At 70.3% G+C, this 15,334-nt stretch carries 14 protein-coding genes; 11 read left to right on the top strand and 3 right to left on the bottom strand.

What is annotated here, in order from left to right:
* Positions 1-141: 141 nt before the first annotated feature.
* Positions 142-2,448 carry a glycogen debranching protein GlgX gene (gene glgX, locus ACIRQP_RS29330; protein ID WP_403894886.1) on the bottom strand — a complete coding sequence of 769 codons (2,307 nt, stop codon included), beginning with the start codon at positions 2,446-2,448 and terminating at the stop codon, positions 142-144.
* Positions 2,449-2,675: 227 nt separating this feature from the next.
* On the opposite strand from glgX, the gene ACIRQP_RS29325 reads away from it, so the two are divergent.
* The 10 genes from ACIRQP_RS29325 to ACIRQP_RS29280 all read left to right on the top strand — a co-directional run bounded on the left by ACIRQP_RS29325 (position 2,676) and on the right by ACIRQP_RS29280 (position 12,086).
* Complete coding sequence (locus ACIRQP_RS29325; RefSeq protein ID WP_403895001.1) at positions 2,676-3,860, top strand: Ig-like domain-containing protein; 1,185 nt, start codon at positions 2,676-2,678, stop codon at positions 3,858-3,860.
* Between the two features lie 226 nt (positions 3,861-4,086).
* Positions 4,087-5,379, top strand: coding sequence for an Ig-like domain-containing protein (locus ACIRQP_RS29320; protein ID WP_403894883.1), 1,293 nt, complete (start codon positions 4,087-4,089; stop codon positions 5,377-5,379).
* A gap of 143 nt (positions 5,380-5,522) precedes the next feature.
* A complete protein-coding gene (locus ACIRQP_RS29315) occupies positions 5,523-6,293 on the top strand; it encodes an enoyl-CoA hydratase/isomerase family protein (RefSeq protein ID WP_403894880.1) in 771 nt (256 codons plus the stop codon).
* Positions 6,294-6,546: 253 nt separating this feature from the next.
* Positions 6,547-7,071, top strand: a complete 525-nt coding sequence (locus tag ACIRQP_RS29310; RefSeq protein ID WP_403894877.1) for an ATP-binding protein — start codon at positions 6,547-6,549, stop codon at positions 7,069-7,071.
* Between the two features lie 108 nt (positions 7,072-7,179).
* Entirely contained in the window at positions 7,180-8,010 is an 831-nt protein-coding gene (locus ACIRQP_RS29305; protein WP_403894875.1) for a polysaccharide deacetylase family protein, read from the top strand.
* Positions 8,010-9,215, top strand: a complete 1,206-nt coding sequence (locus ACIRQP_RS29300; RefSeq protein ID WP_403894872.1) for a YncE family protein — start codon at positions 8,010-8,012, stop codon at positions 9,213-9,215. Before ACIRQP_RS29305 ends, ACIRQP_RS29300 begins: the two co-directional genes overlap by 1 nt.
* Before the next feature lie 121 nt (positions 9,216-9,336).
* On the top strand, positions 9,337-10,002 hold the full coding sequence (locus tag ACIRQP_RS29295) for an ADP-ribosyltransferase (protein ID WP_403894869.1): 666 nt from the start codon (positions 9,337-9,339) through the stop codon (positions 10,000-10,002).
* A 170-nt stretch (positions 10,003-10,172) separates the two neighbouring features.
* Positions 10,173-10,385, top strand: a complete 213-nt coding sequence (locus ACIRQP_RS29290) for an EF-hand domain-containing protein (RefSeq protein ID WP_129772289.1) — start codon at positions 10,173-10,175, stop codon at positions 10,383-10,385.
* A 107-nt stretch (positions 10,386-10,492) separates the two neighbouring features.
* Complete coding sequence (locus ACIRQP_RS29285; protein WP_403894867.1) at positions 10,493-11,434, top strand: CopD family protein; 942 nt, start codon at positions 10,493-10,495, stop codon at positions 11,432-11,434.
* Between the two features lie 160 nt (positions 11,435-11,594).
* A complete protein-coding gene (locus tag ACIRQP_RS29280) occupies positions 11,595-12,086 on the top strand; it encodes a GNAT family N-acetyltransferase (RefSeq protein WP_403894864.1) in 492 nt (163 codons plus the stop codon).
* On the opposite strand, the gene ACIRQP_RS29275 is transcribed toward ACIRQP_RS29280, so the two are convergent.
* The gene (locus ACIRQP_RS29275) at positions 12,076-12,465 is read right to left on the bottom strand and encodes a MerR family transcriptional regulator (RefSeq protein WP_403894861.1); all 390 of its coding nucleotides are present in this window, start codon (positions 12,463-12,465) and stop codon (positions 12,076-12,078) included. The two genes, ACIRQP_RS29280 and ACIRQP_RS29275, sit on opposite strands and share 11 nt — an antisense overlap.
* A 115-nt stretch (positions 12,466-12,580) precedes the next feature.
* Between ACIRQP_RS29275 and ACIRQP_RS29270 the strand changes: the two genes are divergently transcribed.
* Positions 12,581-13,654, top strand: coding sequence for an alkene reductase (locus tag ACIRQP_RS29270; protein WP_403894859.1), 1,074 nt, complete (start codon positions 12,581-12,583; stop codon positions 13,652-13,654).
* An 81-nt stretch (positions 13,655-13,735) separates the two neighbouring features.
* Here the strand turns inward: ACIRQP_RS29270 and ACIRQP_RS29265 are convergent, their stop codons facing one another.
* Complete coding sequence (locus ACIRQP_RS29265; protein ID WP_403894856.1) at positions 13,736-15,295, bottom strand: multicopper oxidase family protein; 1,560 nt, start codon at positions 15,293-15,295, stop codon at positions 13,736-13,738.
* Between the last annotated feature and the right edge of the window lie 39 nt (positions 15,296-15,334).

The following is a 15,334-nucleotide window of genomic DNA, read 5'->3' as shown; positions in this document are numbered from 1 at the left end:
CCGTCACACCCGCTATCACTGCCACCTACGGGCGGAGCCGTCACCAGGGGGCGCCACCAGGGGTGGTACACGCGCGTCCACCGATCGGCCGACGCGCCTCCGGGCGCGAGGGCCGAGGCCCCGCGCCCCCGGCGTCGGACCTCACCCCCGCACTCCGAACAGCAGCACCGCCCGCGCCGGGACCGTGACCGTCGCCCCTCCCTCGTACACCGTGCCCGGCGCCTTTGTCTGGTCCTCCCGCGCGGTGTCGACCAGCAGCTCGTACGTCCGCGCCCACGGCGGCCCCGGCAGCACGAACTCCACCGGCCGTCCGTCCGCGTGCAGGACCGTCAGGAAGCTGTCGTCCGTGATCTTCTCGCCGCGCGCGTCCCGGCCGGGGATGTCCCGCCCTGACAGGAAGAGCCCGAGCGTGCGGGCGGGCGCGTACCAGTCCTCCTCCGTCATCTCCGAGCCCTGGGGGGTGAACCACGCCAGGTCGCGCAGCCCGTCCGGGGCCTGCGGCCGGCCGGAGAAGAACGCCCGCCGGCGCAGTACGGGATGGGCATGGCGCAGGGCGAGCAGCCGGGCGGTCAGCGCGTACAGGCCCTGCCCGCCGGGGCGCTCCAGCAGCGACCAGTCCAGCCAGCTGACCGCACTGTCCTGGCAGTACGCGTTGTTGTTGCCGCCCTGCGTACGGCCCATCTCGTCGCCCGCGACCAGCATCGGCACGCCCGTCGACACCAGCAGGGTGGTGAGCAGATTGCGCGACTGCCGCCGTCGCAGGGCGTTGACCGAGGCGTCGTCCGTCTCGCCCTCCACTCCGCAGTTCCAGGCGCGGTTGCCGTTCGTCCCGTCCCTGTTGCCCTCGCCGTTGGCCTCGTTGTGCTTCCGTTCGTACGACACCAGATCGCGCAGCGTGAAGCCGTCGTGCGCGGTGACGAAGTTGACGGAGGCGTACGGCCGCCGGCCGCCCCACGCGTACAGATCGCTCGACCCCGACAGCCGGTAACCGAGATCCCGTACATCGGGCAGGGCGCCGCGCCAGAAGTCCCGTACGGCGTCGCGGTAGCGGTCGTTCCACTCCGTCCACAGCGGGGGGAACGACCCGACCTGATAGCCGCCGTTGCCCACGTCCCACGGCTCGGCGATCAGCTTCACCCGGCGCAGCACCGGGTCCTGGGCGATCACCGCGAGGAACGGCGAGAGCATGTCGACGTCATGCATCGAGCGGGCGAGCGCCGCCGCCAGATCGAAGCGGAAGCCGTCGACACCCATTTCCGTGACCCAGTAGCGCAGCGAGTCGGTGATCAGCCGTAGGACCTGGGGCTGGACCACATGGAGGGTGTTGCCGCAGCCGGTGTAGTCCGTGTACCTGCGCGCGTCGGACGGCAGCCGGTAGTAGCCGCGGTTGTCGATACCGCGCAGGGACAGCGTCGGCCCCAGCTCACCGCCCTCCGCCGTGTGGTTGTAGACCACGTCGAGGATGACCTCTATCCCCGCTGCGTGCAGCGCCCGCACCATCCCCTTGAACTCCGCGACCTGCTGCCCCCGGGTGCCGCTCGCCGCGTAGCCCGCGTGCGGCGCGAAGTAGCCGATGGAGTTGTAGCCCCAGTAGTTGCGCAGCTCGCGCCGCAGCAGATGGTCCTCGTGTGCGAACTGGTGTACGGGCAGCAGCTCCACCGCCGTCACCCCGAGCCGCCGCAGATGGCCGATGGCCGCCGGGTGGGCGAGGCCCGCGTACGTACCGCGCAGCTCCTTCGGGATCCCCGGGTGGAGCTTGGTGAAGCCCCGCACATGCAGCTCGTAGATGATCGAATCGGCCCAGGGCGTCTTGGGCCGGCGGTCGTCGGCCCACTCGTCGTCGGGGGCGCTGTCGTGGACGACGACCCCCTTGGGGACGTGCGGAGCGGAGTCGCGGCCGTCCCGTACGGTGTCGGCCACCTCCCGCTGCGGCCAGTCCCGCACATGGCCGTAGACCTCCGGAGGCAGTCCGAAGTCTCCGTCCACCGCACGGGCGTACGGGTCGAGCAGCAGCTTCGCCGGATTCCAGCGGGCGCCCGTCCAGGGGTCCCAGCGGCCGTGGACCCGGTATCCGTAGCGCTGTCCCGGCCGGATGTCGGGCACGAAGCCGTGCCAGATCTCATGGGTCAGCTCGGTCAGCGACAGCCGGGTCTCGGCGCCGCTGTCGTCGAACAGACAGACCTCGACCGCCTCGGCGCCGCCCGCCCAGAGGGCGAAGTTGGTGCCCACCACGCCGTCGGGGCCCACGCGGTAGCGCGCCCCCAGCGGGGTCGGCGCGCCCGGCCAGACCACGGGCCTCAGGGCGTCGGGCTCGCGGCGGTGACCGTTGCGGTCCCGGATCTCCCTCCCCTTTTCCCTCCCCTTCTCCGTGGCCTCCTCCGTGCCCTTCTCCTTGCTCTCCTCCTTCCGCTTCTCCTGCACTGCCTTCTGCTCGGCTGCGCTCGCCACTGACCGGCCTCCCGCGGCTCGTCGGCCTCGCGGATCGGGCGCACGACGTCCCGGCCGTGGCTCCCCTCGCGTGGTCCTCCCACCTGTTCTGCCCGCAAGAGGGCCCGCCCTCACGTTTCCCCCGGAGGGGCGTGGTCGTTGGGCGGGACGTGAGACACGTACTGAAGCGGACAGAGCCCAAGCGGGCAGGGACCGGCGCGGCCGCCGTCCTGACATGGGCAGGACTGATGGCCGGCCTGCTGGCCGGCCTCGTGGGATGCACAGGCGCCGAATCGTTCACGGAGGGCAAGTCGCGCGCCCCCGGGGACACGATCCGGATCACCCCCCAGGACGGTACGAAGGGCATCGGCCGGTCCCACCCGATCTCGGTGCGGGTGCCGGACGGCCGGCTGGAGCGCGTCAGGGTCGTCCAGGTGGAGGACGCGCAACCCACCGAGCTCCGCGGACGGATCTCCGCGGACGGCCGGTCCTGGACCCCGGAGAGCGGCGCGCGGGTCGCGCTGGCCGCCAAGTACAGCGTCGACGCGGTGGCCGTGGACGGCGCGGGCCGCCGCTCGGCGCGCCACACCACCTTCATGACGGCGGTCCCCACCGACCGGTTCATCGGCTACTTCTCCCCGGAGAACCGCGCCACTGTCGGCACCGGCATGATCATCTCCTTCGAGTTCAACCGGAGGATCCAGAACCGCGCGGCCGTCGAGCGCGCCATCACCGTGAAGGCGGATCCGCCGGTGGAGATCGCCGGACACTGGTTCGGCCACGACCGTCTCGATTTCCGGCCGCGCGAGTACTGGGAGCCGGGCACGGACGTCACGATCGACCTGGCCCTGCGCGACGTCCAGGCGGCGCCGGGGGTGTTCGGCATCCAGGAGAAGAGCGTCGGCTTCACCGTCGGCCGCTCCCAGGTCTCGCTGGTCGACGCCGAGGAGCACAGCATGGAGGTACGGCGCGACGGGGAGCTGGTCTCGACCGTACCGATCACCGCGGGCGCGGCCAAGACCACCACCTACAACGGGAAGATGGTGGTCACCGAGTTGTACGACGTCACCCGTATGAACGGCAGGACGGTCGGCTTCGGCGGTGAGTACGACATCAAGGATGTGCCGCACGCGGTACGGCTCACCACGTCCGGGACGTTTCTGCACGGCAACTACTGGGCGCCCGTCGAAACGTTCGGCTCCAGGAACGTCAGCCATGGCTGTGTCGGACTGCGGGACGTGAAGGGCGGCGGCCCCGACACCCCGGCCGGCTGGTTCTTCGACCGGACCTTGATCGGCGATGTCGTCGAGGTGGTCAACTCCCATGACCGTACGGTCGCCCCCGACAACGGTCTGGGCGGCTGGAACCTGGACTGGAAGCGGTGGAAGGCGGGTTCGGCCCTCGCCCCGGTCTCGGGCTCGAACGCCGGCTGACGCCCCATCGGCGCCGGCCGGGGCACCCGCGGAGCCCCTCGGCACGCGGCCGTCCCCTCGTACGGCCCGTATGACCTGCACCGTCCCGGCCTGTTGGGACCGAATGGTGACAGACGGGAGAGCACCGTAGGACTCGCGGTGTGATTATCTGTCGCGAGCGCGTGCACTCGACGCGCGGGAGTGCGGGCCGTGGCGGGGCCAGGCCGTGCGAGGGGAGACGACCAAAGTGAATGAGCTGCCGATATCGGGGACATCGGCCGGGTCGGGCCGGGAGCCGCGGGGCGAGAGACCGGAACGGCGAACGGGGCGACGGGGACACGGAGGAACGGGGCTGCTGGCCCTGATGCTGGGGGCGCTGCTCCTGGTGGTCACGGCGTGCGGCGGAGGCGGGGGTTCCGGCGCGGGCGGCGGTGACAAGAACGACGGCAAGGGCGCCGCGGAGGTCGAGAACGCCGCGTCGGTGGCCGTCGTGACGATCGCCCCGAAGGACGGGGCGGAGGCGGTCGCCACCACGGGCGCCCTCAAGGTCTCGGCCGGCAAGGGCAAGCTGACGACGGTCACCGTCCAGGACGAGAAGGGCAACCCGGTCGAGGGCAAGCTGACCGCGGACGGTGCGAGCTGGGAGCCGCTCCAGCATCTCGCCGGCGCCACCAAGTACAAGGTGCACGCGATCGCCAAGGACGCCGAGGGCCGGGAGTCCGCCAAGGACACCACCTTCAGCACGCTCGTACCGAAGAACACCTTCATCGGCCACTACACGCCCGAGGACGGCTCCACGGTCGGTGTCGGAATGCCGGTCTCGATCAACTTCACCCGGGGCATCACCGAGCCCGAGGCGGTGGAGAGGGCCATCACGGTGACGGCGGAGCCGTCCGTACCGATCGAGGGCCACTGGTTCGGCAACGACCGCCTGGACTTCCGCCCCGAGAAGTACTGGGCGGCGGGTACGAAGGTGACCGTGAAGCTCAACCTGGACGGCGTCGAGGGCCGCCCCGGTGTGTACGGCAAGCAGGCGAAGTCCGTGAAGTTCACGATCGGCCGCAGCCAGGTCTCCACCGTGGACGCGAGCGCCAAGACGATGAAGGTCGTACGGGACGGCAAGCAGATCAGGAACATCCCGATCACCGCGGGCGCCCCGTCGACCACCACGTACAACGGTCAGATGGTCATCAGCGAGAAGTACGAGGTGACCAGGATGAACGGCGCGACGGTGGGCTTCGGCGGCGAGTACGACATCAAGGACGTGCCGCACGCGATGCGGCTGTCCACCTCGGGCACCTTCGTCCACGGCAACTACTGGGCGTCCTCGGGCACGTTCGGCTCCACCAACGTCAGCCATGGCTGTGTGGGGCTGCGGGACGTCCGGGGCGGCGGGAACAACGGCACTCCGTCGGCGTGGTTCTACAACTCCTCGCTCATCGGTGACGTGGTGATCGTGAAGAACTCGAAGGACAAGCAGATCGCCCCGGACAACGGCCTGAACGGCTGGAACATGTCCTGGTCGGAGTGGATCGAGTAGGACTCCGTCGAAGTCCCTCCCCGGAGATACGGGCCCGGTGCGCCGCGACTGAGCGCACCGGGCCCGTCCGCGTGTCCCCGCGGTGCTCCGTATCCGTGCCCGTATCCGCGCCGGTGCCGGTTAGCGCCGGTTAACCTGCACGTATGGCATCCGTGAACCTTGAGGTCTCCGGCGGCGTCGGTACGATCCGGCTCGACCGCCCCCCGATGAACGCACTCGACTCCTCCATCCAGGACCGGCTGCGCGAGCTGGCCGAAGAGGCCGGCGGGCGCGACGACGTACGGTCCGTCATCCTCTACGGCGGCGAGAAGGTCTTCGCGGCAGGCGCCGACATCAAGGAGATGCGGGGGTGGGACCACGCGGCGATGGTCGTACGCTCCCGGGCGCTCCAGGAGTCGTTCACCGCCGTCGCCCGTATCCCCAAGCCCGTCGTCGCGGCGGTCACCGGCTACGCGCTGGGCGGCGGCTGCGAGCTGGCCCTCTGCGCCGACTTCCGGATCGCCGGGGACAACGCGAAGTTCGGCCAGCCCGAGATTCTGCTCGGTCTGATCCCGGGCGCCGGCGGTACCCAGCGGCTCGCGCGGCTGATCGGCCCTTCCCGGGCCAAGGACCTCATCTTCACGGGCCGTCAGGTGAAGGCCGACGAGGCGCTGGCGATCGGTCTGGTCGACCGGGTGGTCCCGCCGGAAGAGGTGTACGAGCAGGCGCACGCCTGGGCCGCGAAGCTCGCCCAGGGACCCGCGCTCGCGCTGCGGGCCGCCAAGGAGTCGGTCGACGCGGGTCTGGAGACGGATCTGGAGACCGGACTCACGATCGAACGCAATTGGTTCGCGGGCCTGTTCGCCACGGAGGACCGCGAGCGCGGCATGCGGTCGTTCGTGGAGGACGGGCCCGGGAAGGCCAAGTTCCTCTGAAAGCAGCCCTGTTGGCGGCAGGGAGAGGTGCGGCGTCAACCCGGCGCCCGGCTTGGCGCAACCTTAAGAGAACCTTAAGGTAATTTTCCCGATCGCTCTTGGTGATCATTCAATTGCGCGTCGTCGTAGCAGGTCAGAGTGGTTGTGCAAGCCAAAGTTCTGCCCTTGGCATATGCAATTCGCGCCCCCTGGAATGACTCATTCCGGGGGGTCGATTCACCCGGAACGGCCCCCGGGAGGGTTCTGGGCGGCCATGATGGGGGACATGGCGGGCCTGGAAGGTGTGGAGCAACCGCGGCAGCGCGGCGACGCGGCCGCAGCGCGGTGGATACCGTCCGCCGACGACGAACAGGCGCACAAGGCGCTGGAATTGTTCGGTAATCCGACGGAGGCGGAAGTCCGTCTGCCCTCCCGCCCGGAATCCGCCCTCGCCGCCCGCAGGATCACCCACTGTGTGGTGCTGGACCAGTGGGCGCTCTCGCCGCAGACCGCCGAATACGCCGTACTGCTCGTCTCGGAACTCGTCGGCAACGCCGTACGGCACACCGGCGCCCGGATCTTCGGGTTACGGATGCTGCGCCGCCGCGGCTGGATCAGGATCGAGGTACGGGACCCCTCGCGCGGGCTGCCCTGTCTGATGCCGGTGCATGAGATGGACACGAGCGGGCGCGGCCTCTTCCTGGTGGACCGGCTCTCCGACCGCTGGGGGGTGGATCTGCTGCCGCGCGGCAAGACCACCTGGTTCGAGATGCGGGTCTCCGACCGCCAGCTGCCCTGAAGGTGACGACTGCTCCGAGGGTGACGACTGCCCCGAAGGTGACGACCCGTAAGGCACCTTAACCAGTCAATCGTCACCTTTCGCCCTCCTTCCCCCTTAAATGGGGACGTGATCCCGATCGACCGGCGCAGTGCACTGCGCGCAGGAGCCGGCGCGGCCGTGGCGGGCGCCCTCGCCACCGGCTGTACGGACAGCACCCCCGCCACGCCCACCGGTTCCGCGTCCCGTACGCCGCGCGGATCCGCCCCCGGATCGCCGGCCGGAACGTCCACGGGGCCCAGCCCGGGGAACGGGCGGCCCGCCGTCCGTAGCGCACCCGCGCCGCGCCGGTTTCCCGGACAGCCCGCCGAGATCGCGCACGGCCCACGCGACCGGGCGCGGGTCGCCCTCACCTTCCACGGCCAGGGCGACCCCGCCACCGCCACCGCGGTGCTGGCGGAGGCGGAACGCGCCGGGGCCCGGATCACCGTCCTCGCCGTCGGCGGCTGGCTCGACGAACACCCGGCCCTCGCGCGCCGGATCCTGGACGGCGGCCACGATCTCGGCAACCACACGCTGCGCCACCTCGACATCTCCGAACTGGACGAGGCCGCGGCGTACGCGGAGATCACCGGCTGCGCCCAGCGGCTGCGCAGGCTCACCGGCTCGATCGGCAGCTGGTTCCGCCCCTCCCGCACCCAGCACGCCACCCCGCTCGTCCAGCGGCTCGCGCGGAAGGCGGGCTACCCGCACGTCCTCTCGTACGACGTCGACTCCCTCGACTTCACCTCGCCCGGCGCCGCGGCCGTCACCCGCACCGTCACCGGACAGATCCGCAACGGCTCGGTGGTGAGCCTGCACTTCGGCTACGCGGACACGGTCGCCGCGCTGCCCGCCCTTCTCGACGCACTGGAACGCCGCGGCCTGCGCGCGGTGACGACCACGGAGCTGCTGACCTGATGCTTCCCCCCACTCCACGGACCACCGAGCGGATCACCGGGCGGACCGGCGCCCTGCTGGGGGCCGCCGCCCTCACCCTGCTCGCGAGCTGCGCGAGCCCGGACACCGAGCGGGCGGCGCCGAAGGCGACCAAGGCCGCCGCCCGGCCCGTCGTACCCGAGCGGAGCGTGCCGGCCGGACTGCCGGGCATGCCACCGCTACTGAACCCCAAGGACGTCTACGCCGCCGACCGGCCCGGCATGCTCTCGCCCATCGTGAAGGGCTTCCCGTCCCGGGTATATGTGCCCAACACCCACTCCGACACCGTCTCGGTGATCGACCCCGCGACGTACAAGGTCATCGAGACCATCGACGTCGGCAGACAGCCACAGCATGTCGTGCCCTCCTGGGATCTCAAGACCCTCTGGGTCAACAACAACCGCGGCCATACGCTCACCCCCATCGACCCCGCCACCGGCAAGGCGGGCGAGCCGGTCGACGTGCACGACCCCTACAACCTCTACTTCACGCCCAACGGCAAGTACGCGGTCGTCATGGCCTCGCTCGACCGCCAGCTGGTCTTCCGCGATCCGCACACCATGAAGGTGAGGAAGACCGAGCCGGTCACCTGCGCGGGCGTCAACCACGCCGACTTCTCGGCGGACGGCCGGTACTTCATCGTGTCGTGCGAGTTCTCCGGTGAACTCCTCAAGGTCGACACCGAGCGCATGAAGGTCGTCTCCCAGCAGAAGCTGCCCTTCCAGGGCGCCATGCCGCAGGACGTGAAGATCTCACCGGACGGCAAGACGTTCTACATCGCCGACATGATGGCCCACGGCGTGTGGGTGCTGAACGGTGAGAAGTTCACCACCCCGAAGCTGCTGCCGACGGGCGAGGGATGCCACGGCCTGTATGTCAGCCGGGATTCGAAGGAGATGTACATCTCCAACCGCGGCGAGGGCACCATCTCCATCTTCGACTTCACGAAGAACAAGCTGACGAAGAAGTGGCATCTGCCGGACGGCGGGAGCCCCGACATGGGCGGTGTCTCGACGGACGGCAAGGTCCTGTGGCTGGCGGGGCGTTACGACTCCGAGGTGTACGCGATCGACACGCGCAGCGGTAGGCAGATCGCCCGGATCCCGGTCGGCGGCGGTCCGCACGGACTCGCGGTCTATCCGCAGCCCGGCCGTTACTCGCTCGGGCACACGGGAGTCTTCCGCTGACGCGGAGTTGACGTCACGCTGACGTCAACTCGTGCTCGCTCGGGCTAGGTTGTGGACCGACACGCCCCTGAAAGGGTGACGGTCCACGGCCCGCCGCCGTACAGCGTGGAGGGTGCATCCCATGATCACCTCTCGCTTGCGGCGGCAGGCCGCCGCCGTCGCCCTCTCCGTCACCGCCGTCCTGATTCCGGCCTCCGCCACCGAGGCCGCGTCCACGCAGGCCGCGTCCACGCAGGCCGTGGCCGGGTCCGCCCCGGTCGCGTCCGCCCCTGTGCGGGCCGCCTCCCTCAAGCCCGCCGAGAGCTGCCCCCGCGTCAAGGACCCGATGTTCGCGGCGGCGGACCATACGATCGAGGTGAAACGGATCACGCCGGCGCCCGCCTGGCGCACCGACTGCCAGCAGCTCTACCGCGCCGACAGCCGGAAGCCGGAGGTCATCTTCGAGCAGGGCTTCCATCCCAAGGCGCCGCTCGACGGGCAGTACGACGTGAAGAAGTACGTCCTGGTCAACCAGCCCTCGCCCTATGTCTCCACCAGCTATGACCACGACCTGTACAAGCAGTGGTACAAGAGCGGCTTCAACTACTACATCGACGCCCCCGGCGGCATCGACGTCAACAGGACGATCGGTGACACGCACAAATGGGCCGACCAACTGGAGGTCGCCTTCCCCGGCGGGATCTCCCGGGAGCGGATCGTCGGTGTCTGCCCGGTCGACAAGGTGAAGAAGACCGAGATCATGTCGGAGTGCCTGGACAACCCGCACTACCAGCCGTGGCGCGGCTGACCGACGCCCGCTGATCCGCCATCACGGGAACGCCCGCGGCCCGCGGGCGTTCCCCAGCGGCGGGCGACCCGCTGGAGCCGTGATCCGTACGGCCCTGGGCTGCCGCCGTCCGGGTGAATGTGAACGGATAATCTGACCCCGTCAGTACGGCACCACGAAGGGGCGGAACAGTGGCGGACATCGACGAGGCGCGCAAGGCGTTCGAGCGGTTCGACGCGAACGGCGACGGGCTCATCACGGCGGCGGAGTACAAGAGCGTGATGGCGCAGCTCGGCGACTTCCATGTGACCGAGACGGTCGCGCAGGCCGTGATCAACGCGCACGACGGGAACGGTGACGGGCTGCTGACGTTCGACGAGTTCCTGGCCTCGCGCAAGGGCTGATCCGGGAGCGCGGTGGCGCGGGTCGGGGCACCCGGGACGGCCCGGACCATCAGCCGCTCGCCCCGCTCGCGTTGCCGGGGGACGCGCCGGGCGGAGAAGATCAAGCGGTGATATATCCGGGTCCGTCCGCTGACGAAGCCACCGGCTCGGCCGGCCGCAGGGCCGCCCTGATAGCCGGCGGTGTCCTGTTCGCCGCGCTGGTCGTGCTGCTCGGCGCGGCCATGGCCTCGCGCGGGACCGGTGAGCTGCGCATACCCGGCGCGGGAGGCACCACCGCGCTGCGGGTCGCCGTCTTCGCCGGGCTCGCGCTCCACCTCGGCGAGCTGGCCGGTGCCGGGCTCGCCCGTACCGGCCCCGCGCCCCGCGGTTGGGCGCTCGCCGCGGCGCTGACCGGCGCGGGCGCCTCGGCAGGGCAGATCATCCTGCTCGCGTCCGTGAGCGGCCTCGACATCACCACGGTGTACGGCACCGTCGAGGGCCGCCTGCTGCTCTTCATGGCCAACGGCTTTCTGCTGGCGGCCGGCTGTGTCGCCCTGAACCGCCCCCTGGCGGCCCTCGCGCCGCTGGCCGTGGTCGTCGGCGCGGAAGCCCTGCGGGCCCACCCGGAGGCGTACACCCCGATGCTGGGCAGCGCCCTCACCGCCGTCCATCTGACCGCGGCCTCGCTGTGGACCGGCGGACTGCTCTACGTACTGCGCACGATGTGGCTGCGCCGGGGAGACCCGGCGGCGGCCCGCCAGGTGCTCGCCCGCTACGCCCGGCTCGCCGGCTGGCTCTTCGCCGCGCTCGTCGCCACCGGAACGCTCTCCACCCTCCGCAGACTCCCGGTCGACGTCGTGTTCAGCACGGCGTACGGACGGGTCCTTATCGCCAAACTGCTGCTGGTCGCGGTGGTGAGCGGCCTCGCCCTGACCGCCAGACACCGGCTGCGCCACGGCGCGGACGCCGGACCCCCGGCGCGGGCGGAGCTGGCCGTACTGGCGGTGATCGTCCTGCTGTCGGCGATCCTGACGGTGGTCCCCGACCCGCACTGGCTCAGCACCCGGTGACGGGTCGCTCGACGATCTCCAGGACCGCCATCACGCCCGCGCCCTTGTCGCCCGGTCGGATGCGCGGGGCGGGCGGCATGAAGCGGTCATCGCGGGTGAGCGCCCAGCGGTCCGATATTGGCCCGGCAGCGGGCGTCGTCGGAAACGTATGCTGCTGCGCATGATGAGGCTGGAGCGGCTTCGGGCCGACCACGCGGACGCTCTGCTGGTGTTCGAGCGGGAGAACCGGGGGTACTTCGCACGGTCCGTGCCGGATCGCGGCGACACGTACTTCGTTGAGTTCGCCTCCCGTCACAGCGCCCTCCTCGCGGAGCAGGACGCCGGTCTGTGCCACTTCCATGTCCTGATGGACGATCGCGGGAACCTGGCCGGCCGCGTCAATCTCGTGGACGTAGAGGAAGGGGCCGCCGAACTCGGCTACCGGATCGGCGAGAGCGCCGCCGGCCGGGGCGTGGCCACGGCCGCGGTCGAGGAGGTGTGCCGCCTGGCCGCCACCGCGTACCGGCTCTCCGCGCTCACCGCCGTCACCACGCTCGACAATCCGGCGTCCATGGCTGTGCTCGCGCGTAACGGGTTCGACTTCGTGGAAAACGTCGGCATCGGCGGCCGCCCCGGTGCCCGGTACCGGCGCCGACTCGCCGCTACGCGTTGATCACCTGAGCCACGGCCGTCCTCAACTGCTCCCGGTGCGCGCGGGCCGCGGCCATCACTCCGTCGAGTGCGTCCCTGGTCCGCGTGAGGTCGGCGATATGCGCGGAGAGCCGGTCACGCTCCTGCGCCAGCCGCTCCAGCGCGGAGTCGGAGTTCTCCTCGCTGGGCGTGTCGACGCAGGGCAGCAGCTCGGCGATGGTGCGGCTGGACAGGCCCGCGGCGTACAGCCGCTGGATGAACGCGACCCGCTCGACCTCGCTGTCCGTGTAGTGCCGCTGCCCGCTGGAGCTGCGGGTGCTGGTGAGCAGCCCCTGCTCCTCGTAGTAGCGCACGGACCGGACGCTGACTCCGGCCCGAGACGCGAGTTCCCCGATCCGCACAAAAGCCTCCCGGCTGTGTCCTGCGCCATAGAGCTTGCCTCTGACGTCAGTGTGAGGTTTTAGCGTAACCGTTGTGCCCGAGGTACGGGCGCTGCGAGCGCGAAGGAGTCCTTACGTGACGACCCTTTTCACCGGCTACCGGCTCGGTGGCCTCACGCTGCCCAACCGGGTGGTCATGGCCCCGATGACCCGCGTCCGGGCCGCCGACGGCGGTCTGGCGACACCGTCGATGGCGGCCTACTACGCCCAGCGGGCCACGGCCGGGCTGATCGTGAGCGAGGGGGTGCAGCCGAGCGCGATCGGGCAGTCCAACCCGGGTACGCCGGGACTGCACACCGACGAGCAGGTCGCCGCATGGCGTCCCGTGACCGCTGCCGTCCACGCCAACGGCGGACGGATCTTCGCCCAGCTCATGCACGGCGGCCGGGTATCGCATCCGGACACCATCGGCGTGCGGCCGGTCGGGCCCTCGGCCGTCGCCGCCGTCGGCGACGTGTTCACCCCGACCGGGCCCCAGCCCGCCCCGATGCCGCGCGCCCTGGACGCCACCGAAGTGCCCGAGCACGCGCGGTCGTACGCCCTGGCCGCCCGCCGCGCCGTCGACGCGGGTTTCGACGGGGTGGAGTTGCACGGCGCCAACGGCTACCTGATCTCGCAGTTCCTCTCGTCCAACGCCAACCTGCGCACGGACCGCTACGGTGGCCCGGTCGCCAACCGGATCCGGTTCGCCGTCGAGGCCGTCGCCGCCACCGTCGAGGCCGTCGGAGGGGCCAGGACCGGCATCCGGCTCTCACCGGGCGGGGGGTTCTGGGGAGTCGAGGAGACCGACGTCCGCGAGCTCTACACCGCGCTGCTGACCGATCTGGCCCGCCTCGAAGTGGCCTACGTGCACCTGGAAGCCACGGCCGACGAGGAGACACTGGTCGCTCTGCGCCGGGCGTGGCCGGGCACCCTCGTCATGAACCCGGTGTTTCCGATGGGACCGAAGCAGACCGGCCAGGACGACGCCGACCACTGGCTCGGACTGGGTGCCGACCTCATCAGCTTCGGCCGCGCCTTCATCGCCAACCCCGACCTGGTCGAGCGACTGCGCGGCAGACTTCCGATCGCCCCCGTCGACGAGGCCACGTACTACCAGGGCGGTGTGGAGGGCTATCTGACCTACCCGGCCCACCAGTACTCGGCCTGACCGCGATCCGCGGCGGGCGGGGCGGTCAGCGCTCGACGATGTCCACCGCGAGCCCGCCGCGCCGCGTCTCTCCGGGCGCGGTCAGTGTTCGCCGCCCATCCCATGGCCCATCCCATGGCCCGGTCCGTGACCCATCCCGTGGCCCGTCCCCTGGCCCGGTGCGTCGCCCTTCCCCTGGCCCGTGTGTCCGTCGACGATGTTCAGAACGGACATCATGCCCATGTCCTCGTGGTTGAGGATGTGGCAGTGCAGCACGGTCCGCCCGGTGAAGTCCGAGAAGCGGATCCGCAGGACGAGCTTCTGCCCGCGAAGGATGTTGACCGTCTCCTGCCAGGAGTGGGCGGGATCCACGGCCTTCCCGTTCAGGGACATCACCTGGAAATGGTTGGTGTGGACGTGGAAGGAGTGGTCCTCCTCCGAGTCGTTGACAACCGTCCACTCCTCGACGGTGTTGAGCCGGGAGACGAAGTCGACGCGGTTCGGGTCGAAGTACTTGCCGTTGATGAAGTACTTCTCGGGGCTGGCCTGCTCCGTGTACACCATCGTCTTGCGGTCCGCGATGGTGGCGTCGCCGAGGTCGACGAGGGGCCCGAAGACGGACGGGACGCCGGTCCGGGCCACGGGCCGGCCGCCGGTGACGACCGTCGCCAGGTTCACCTGCGGGAAGGTGTTGCCGGCCGGCCCGGTGTCGAACGGCTGCGTCTCCAACTGGGCGGTGCCCGCCCGGTCGGCCTGCACCAGCACGTCGTACCGGGCGGCGGCCGGGACGATCAGCGTCTTCGCGGAGTAGATCCGGTGGACGGGATAGCCGTCCTGGGCGATCACGTGGAAGGTGAAGCCCTTGAGGTGCAGCTTGTAGTAGATGTTGGCGCCGATGTTGGCGAGCCGCCACAGCTGCGTCTCCCCGGGGCGGATGCGGATCACCGGATTCTGCTGGCCGTTGACCGTACGGTTGGTATTCGCCTGGATGGACAGCGGACTGATCTTGATCTCGTCGCCCTGGATCTGGTTGTCCTTCAGGGCGATCACGTGCTCGGTGATATTTCGCAGGGACGGTGGCAGGTACTTCCGCAGACCGTCGATGACGATGAGGCCCGATTCGCCACCGGCGACCTGTGCGGCCGAGAACATGTCGATGTGCGAGTGGTACCAGTACGTGCCCGGCGTGAGGTCCCGCGGTAGCCGGTACGAGTAGTTGTAGGTCGTACCGGGCTTGATGGAGATGAAGATGTCGTCGGCGGGTTGACGCGGCGAGACGTGGAACCCGTGCACGTGCAGGTTGGTGTCCGCCCCGACGCCCTGCCACTTCGACTGGACGCGGTTCACCATGGCGAGCTCGATGCGGTCGCCCGGCCGGGCGCGGAGTGTGGGTGGCATGTAGCGGCCGTTGTAGGTCAACGCCCACAGCCGGCGGTCGCCCACCCACACCTTGCGCCGCTCCACCACGACGGTGGTTCGCAGCACCCCGTGGTGGCTCACCACTTCCGGTGGGTCCTGGAGATCCGCCCCCTTGGCCTGCATGCCGGCCGACAACGCGCCGGGCGCCGCCTCCTCGGACGGTGGCGCGTTGCAGCCGGACAGCCAGGTCACCGCGAGTGCCAGGCCGACGATGAACCCGGCCACCTTGGAAAATGAGCGCATGACGGTCTCTCTTCGGGGTGTGGCGTGCCGTGCTCGCGA

The organism is Streptomyces sp. NPDC102274 (assembly GCF_044766385.1).
GTDB lineage: Bacteria > Actinomycetota > Actinomycetes > Streptomycetales > Streptomycetaceae > Streptomyces.
This window is presented reverse-complemented; position numbering and strand designations above follow the sequence as displayed.

What these genes read in the sequence shown, in the direction of transcription:
- ACIRQP_RS29325 (WP_403895001.1), top strand. Translation starts at nt 2,676, where the DNA reads ATGGCCGGCCTGCTGGCCGGCCTCGTGGGATGCACAGGCGCCGAATCG.
- ACIRQP_RS29315 (WP_403894880.1), top strand. Translation starts at nt 5,523, where the DNA reads ATGGCATCCGTGAACCTTGAGGTCTCCGGCGGCGTCGGTACGATCCGG.
- ACIRQP_RS29310 (WP_403894877.1), top strand. Translation starts at nt 6,547, where the DNA reads ATGATGGGGGACATGGCGGGCCTGGAAGGTGTGGAGCAACCGCGGCAG.
- ACIRQP_RS29300 (WP_403894872.1), top strand. Translation starts at nt 8,010, where the DNA reads ATGCTTCCCCCCACTCCACGGACCACCGAGCGGATCACCGGGCGGACC.
- ACIRQP_RS29295 (WP_403894869.1), top strand. Translation starts at nt 9,337, where the DNA reads ATGATCACCTCTCGCTTGCGGCGGCAGGCCGCCGCCGTCGCCCTCTCC.
- ACIRQP_RS29280 (WP_403894864.1), top strand. Translation starts at nt 11,595, where the DNA reads ATGATGAGGCTGGAGCGGCTTCGGGCCGACCACGCGGACGCTCTGCTG.
- ACIRQP_RS29265 (WP_403894856.1), bottom strand. Translation starts at nt 15,295, where the DNA reads ATGCGCTCATTTTCCAAGGTGGCCGGGTTCATCGTCGGCCTGGCACTC.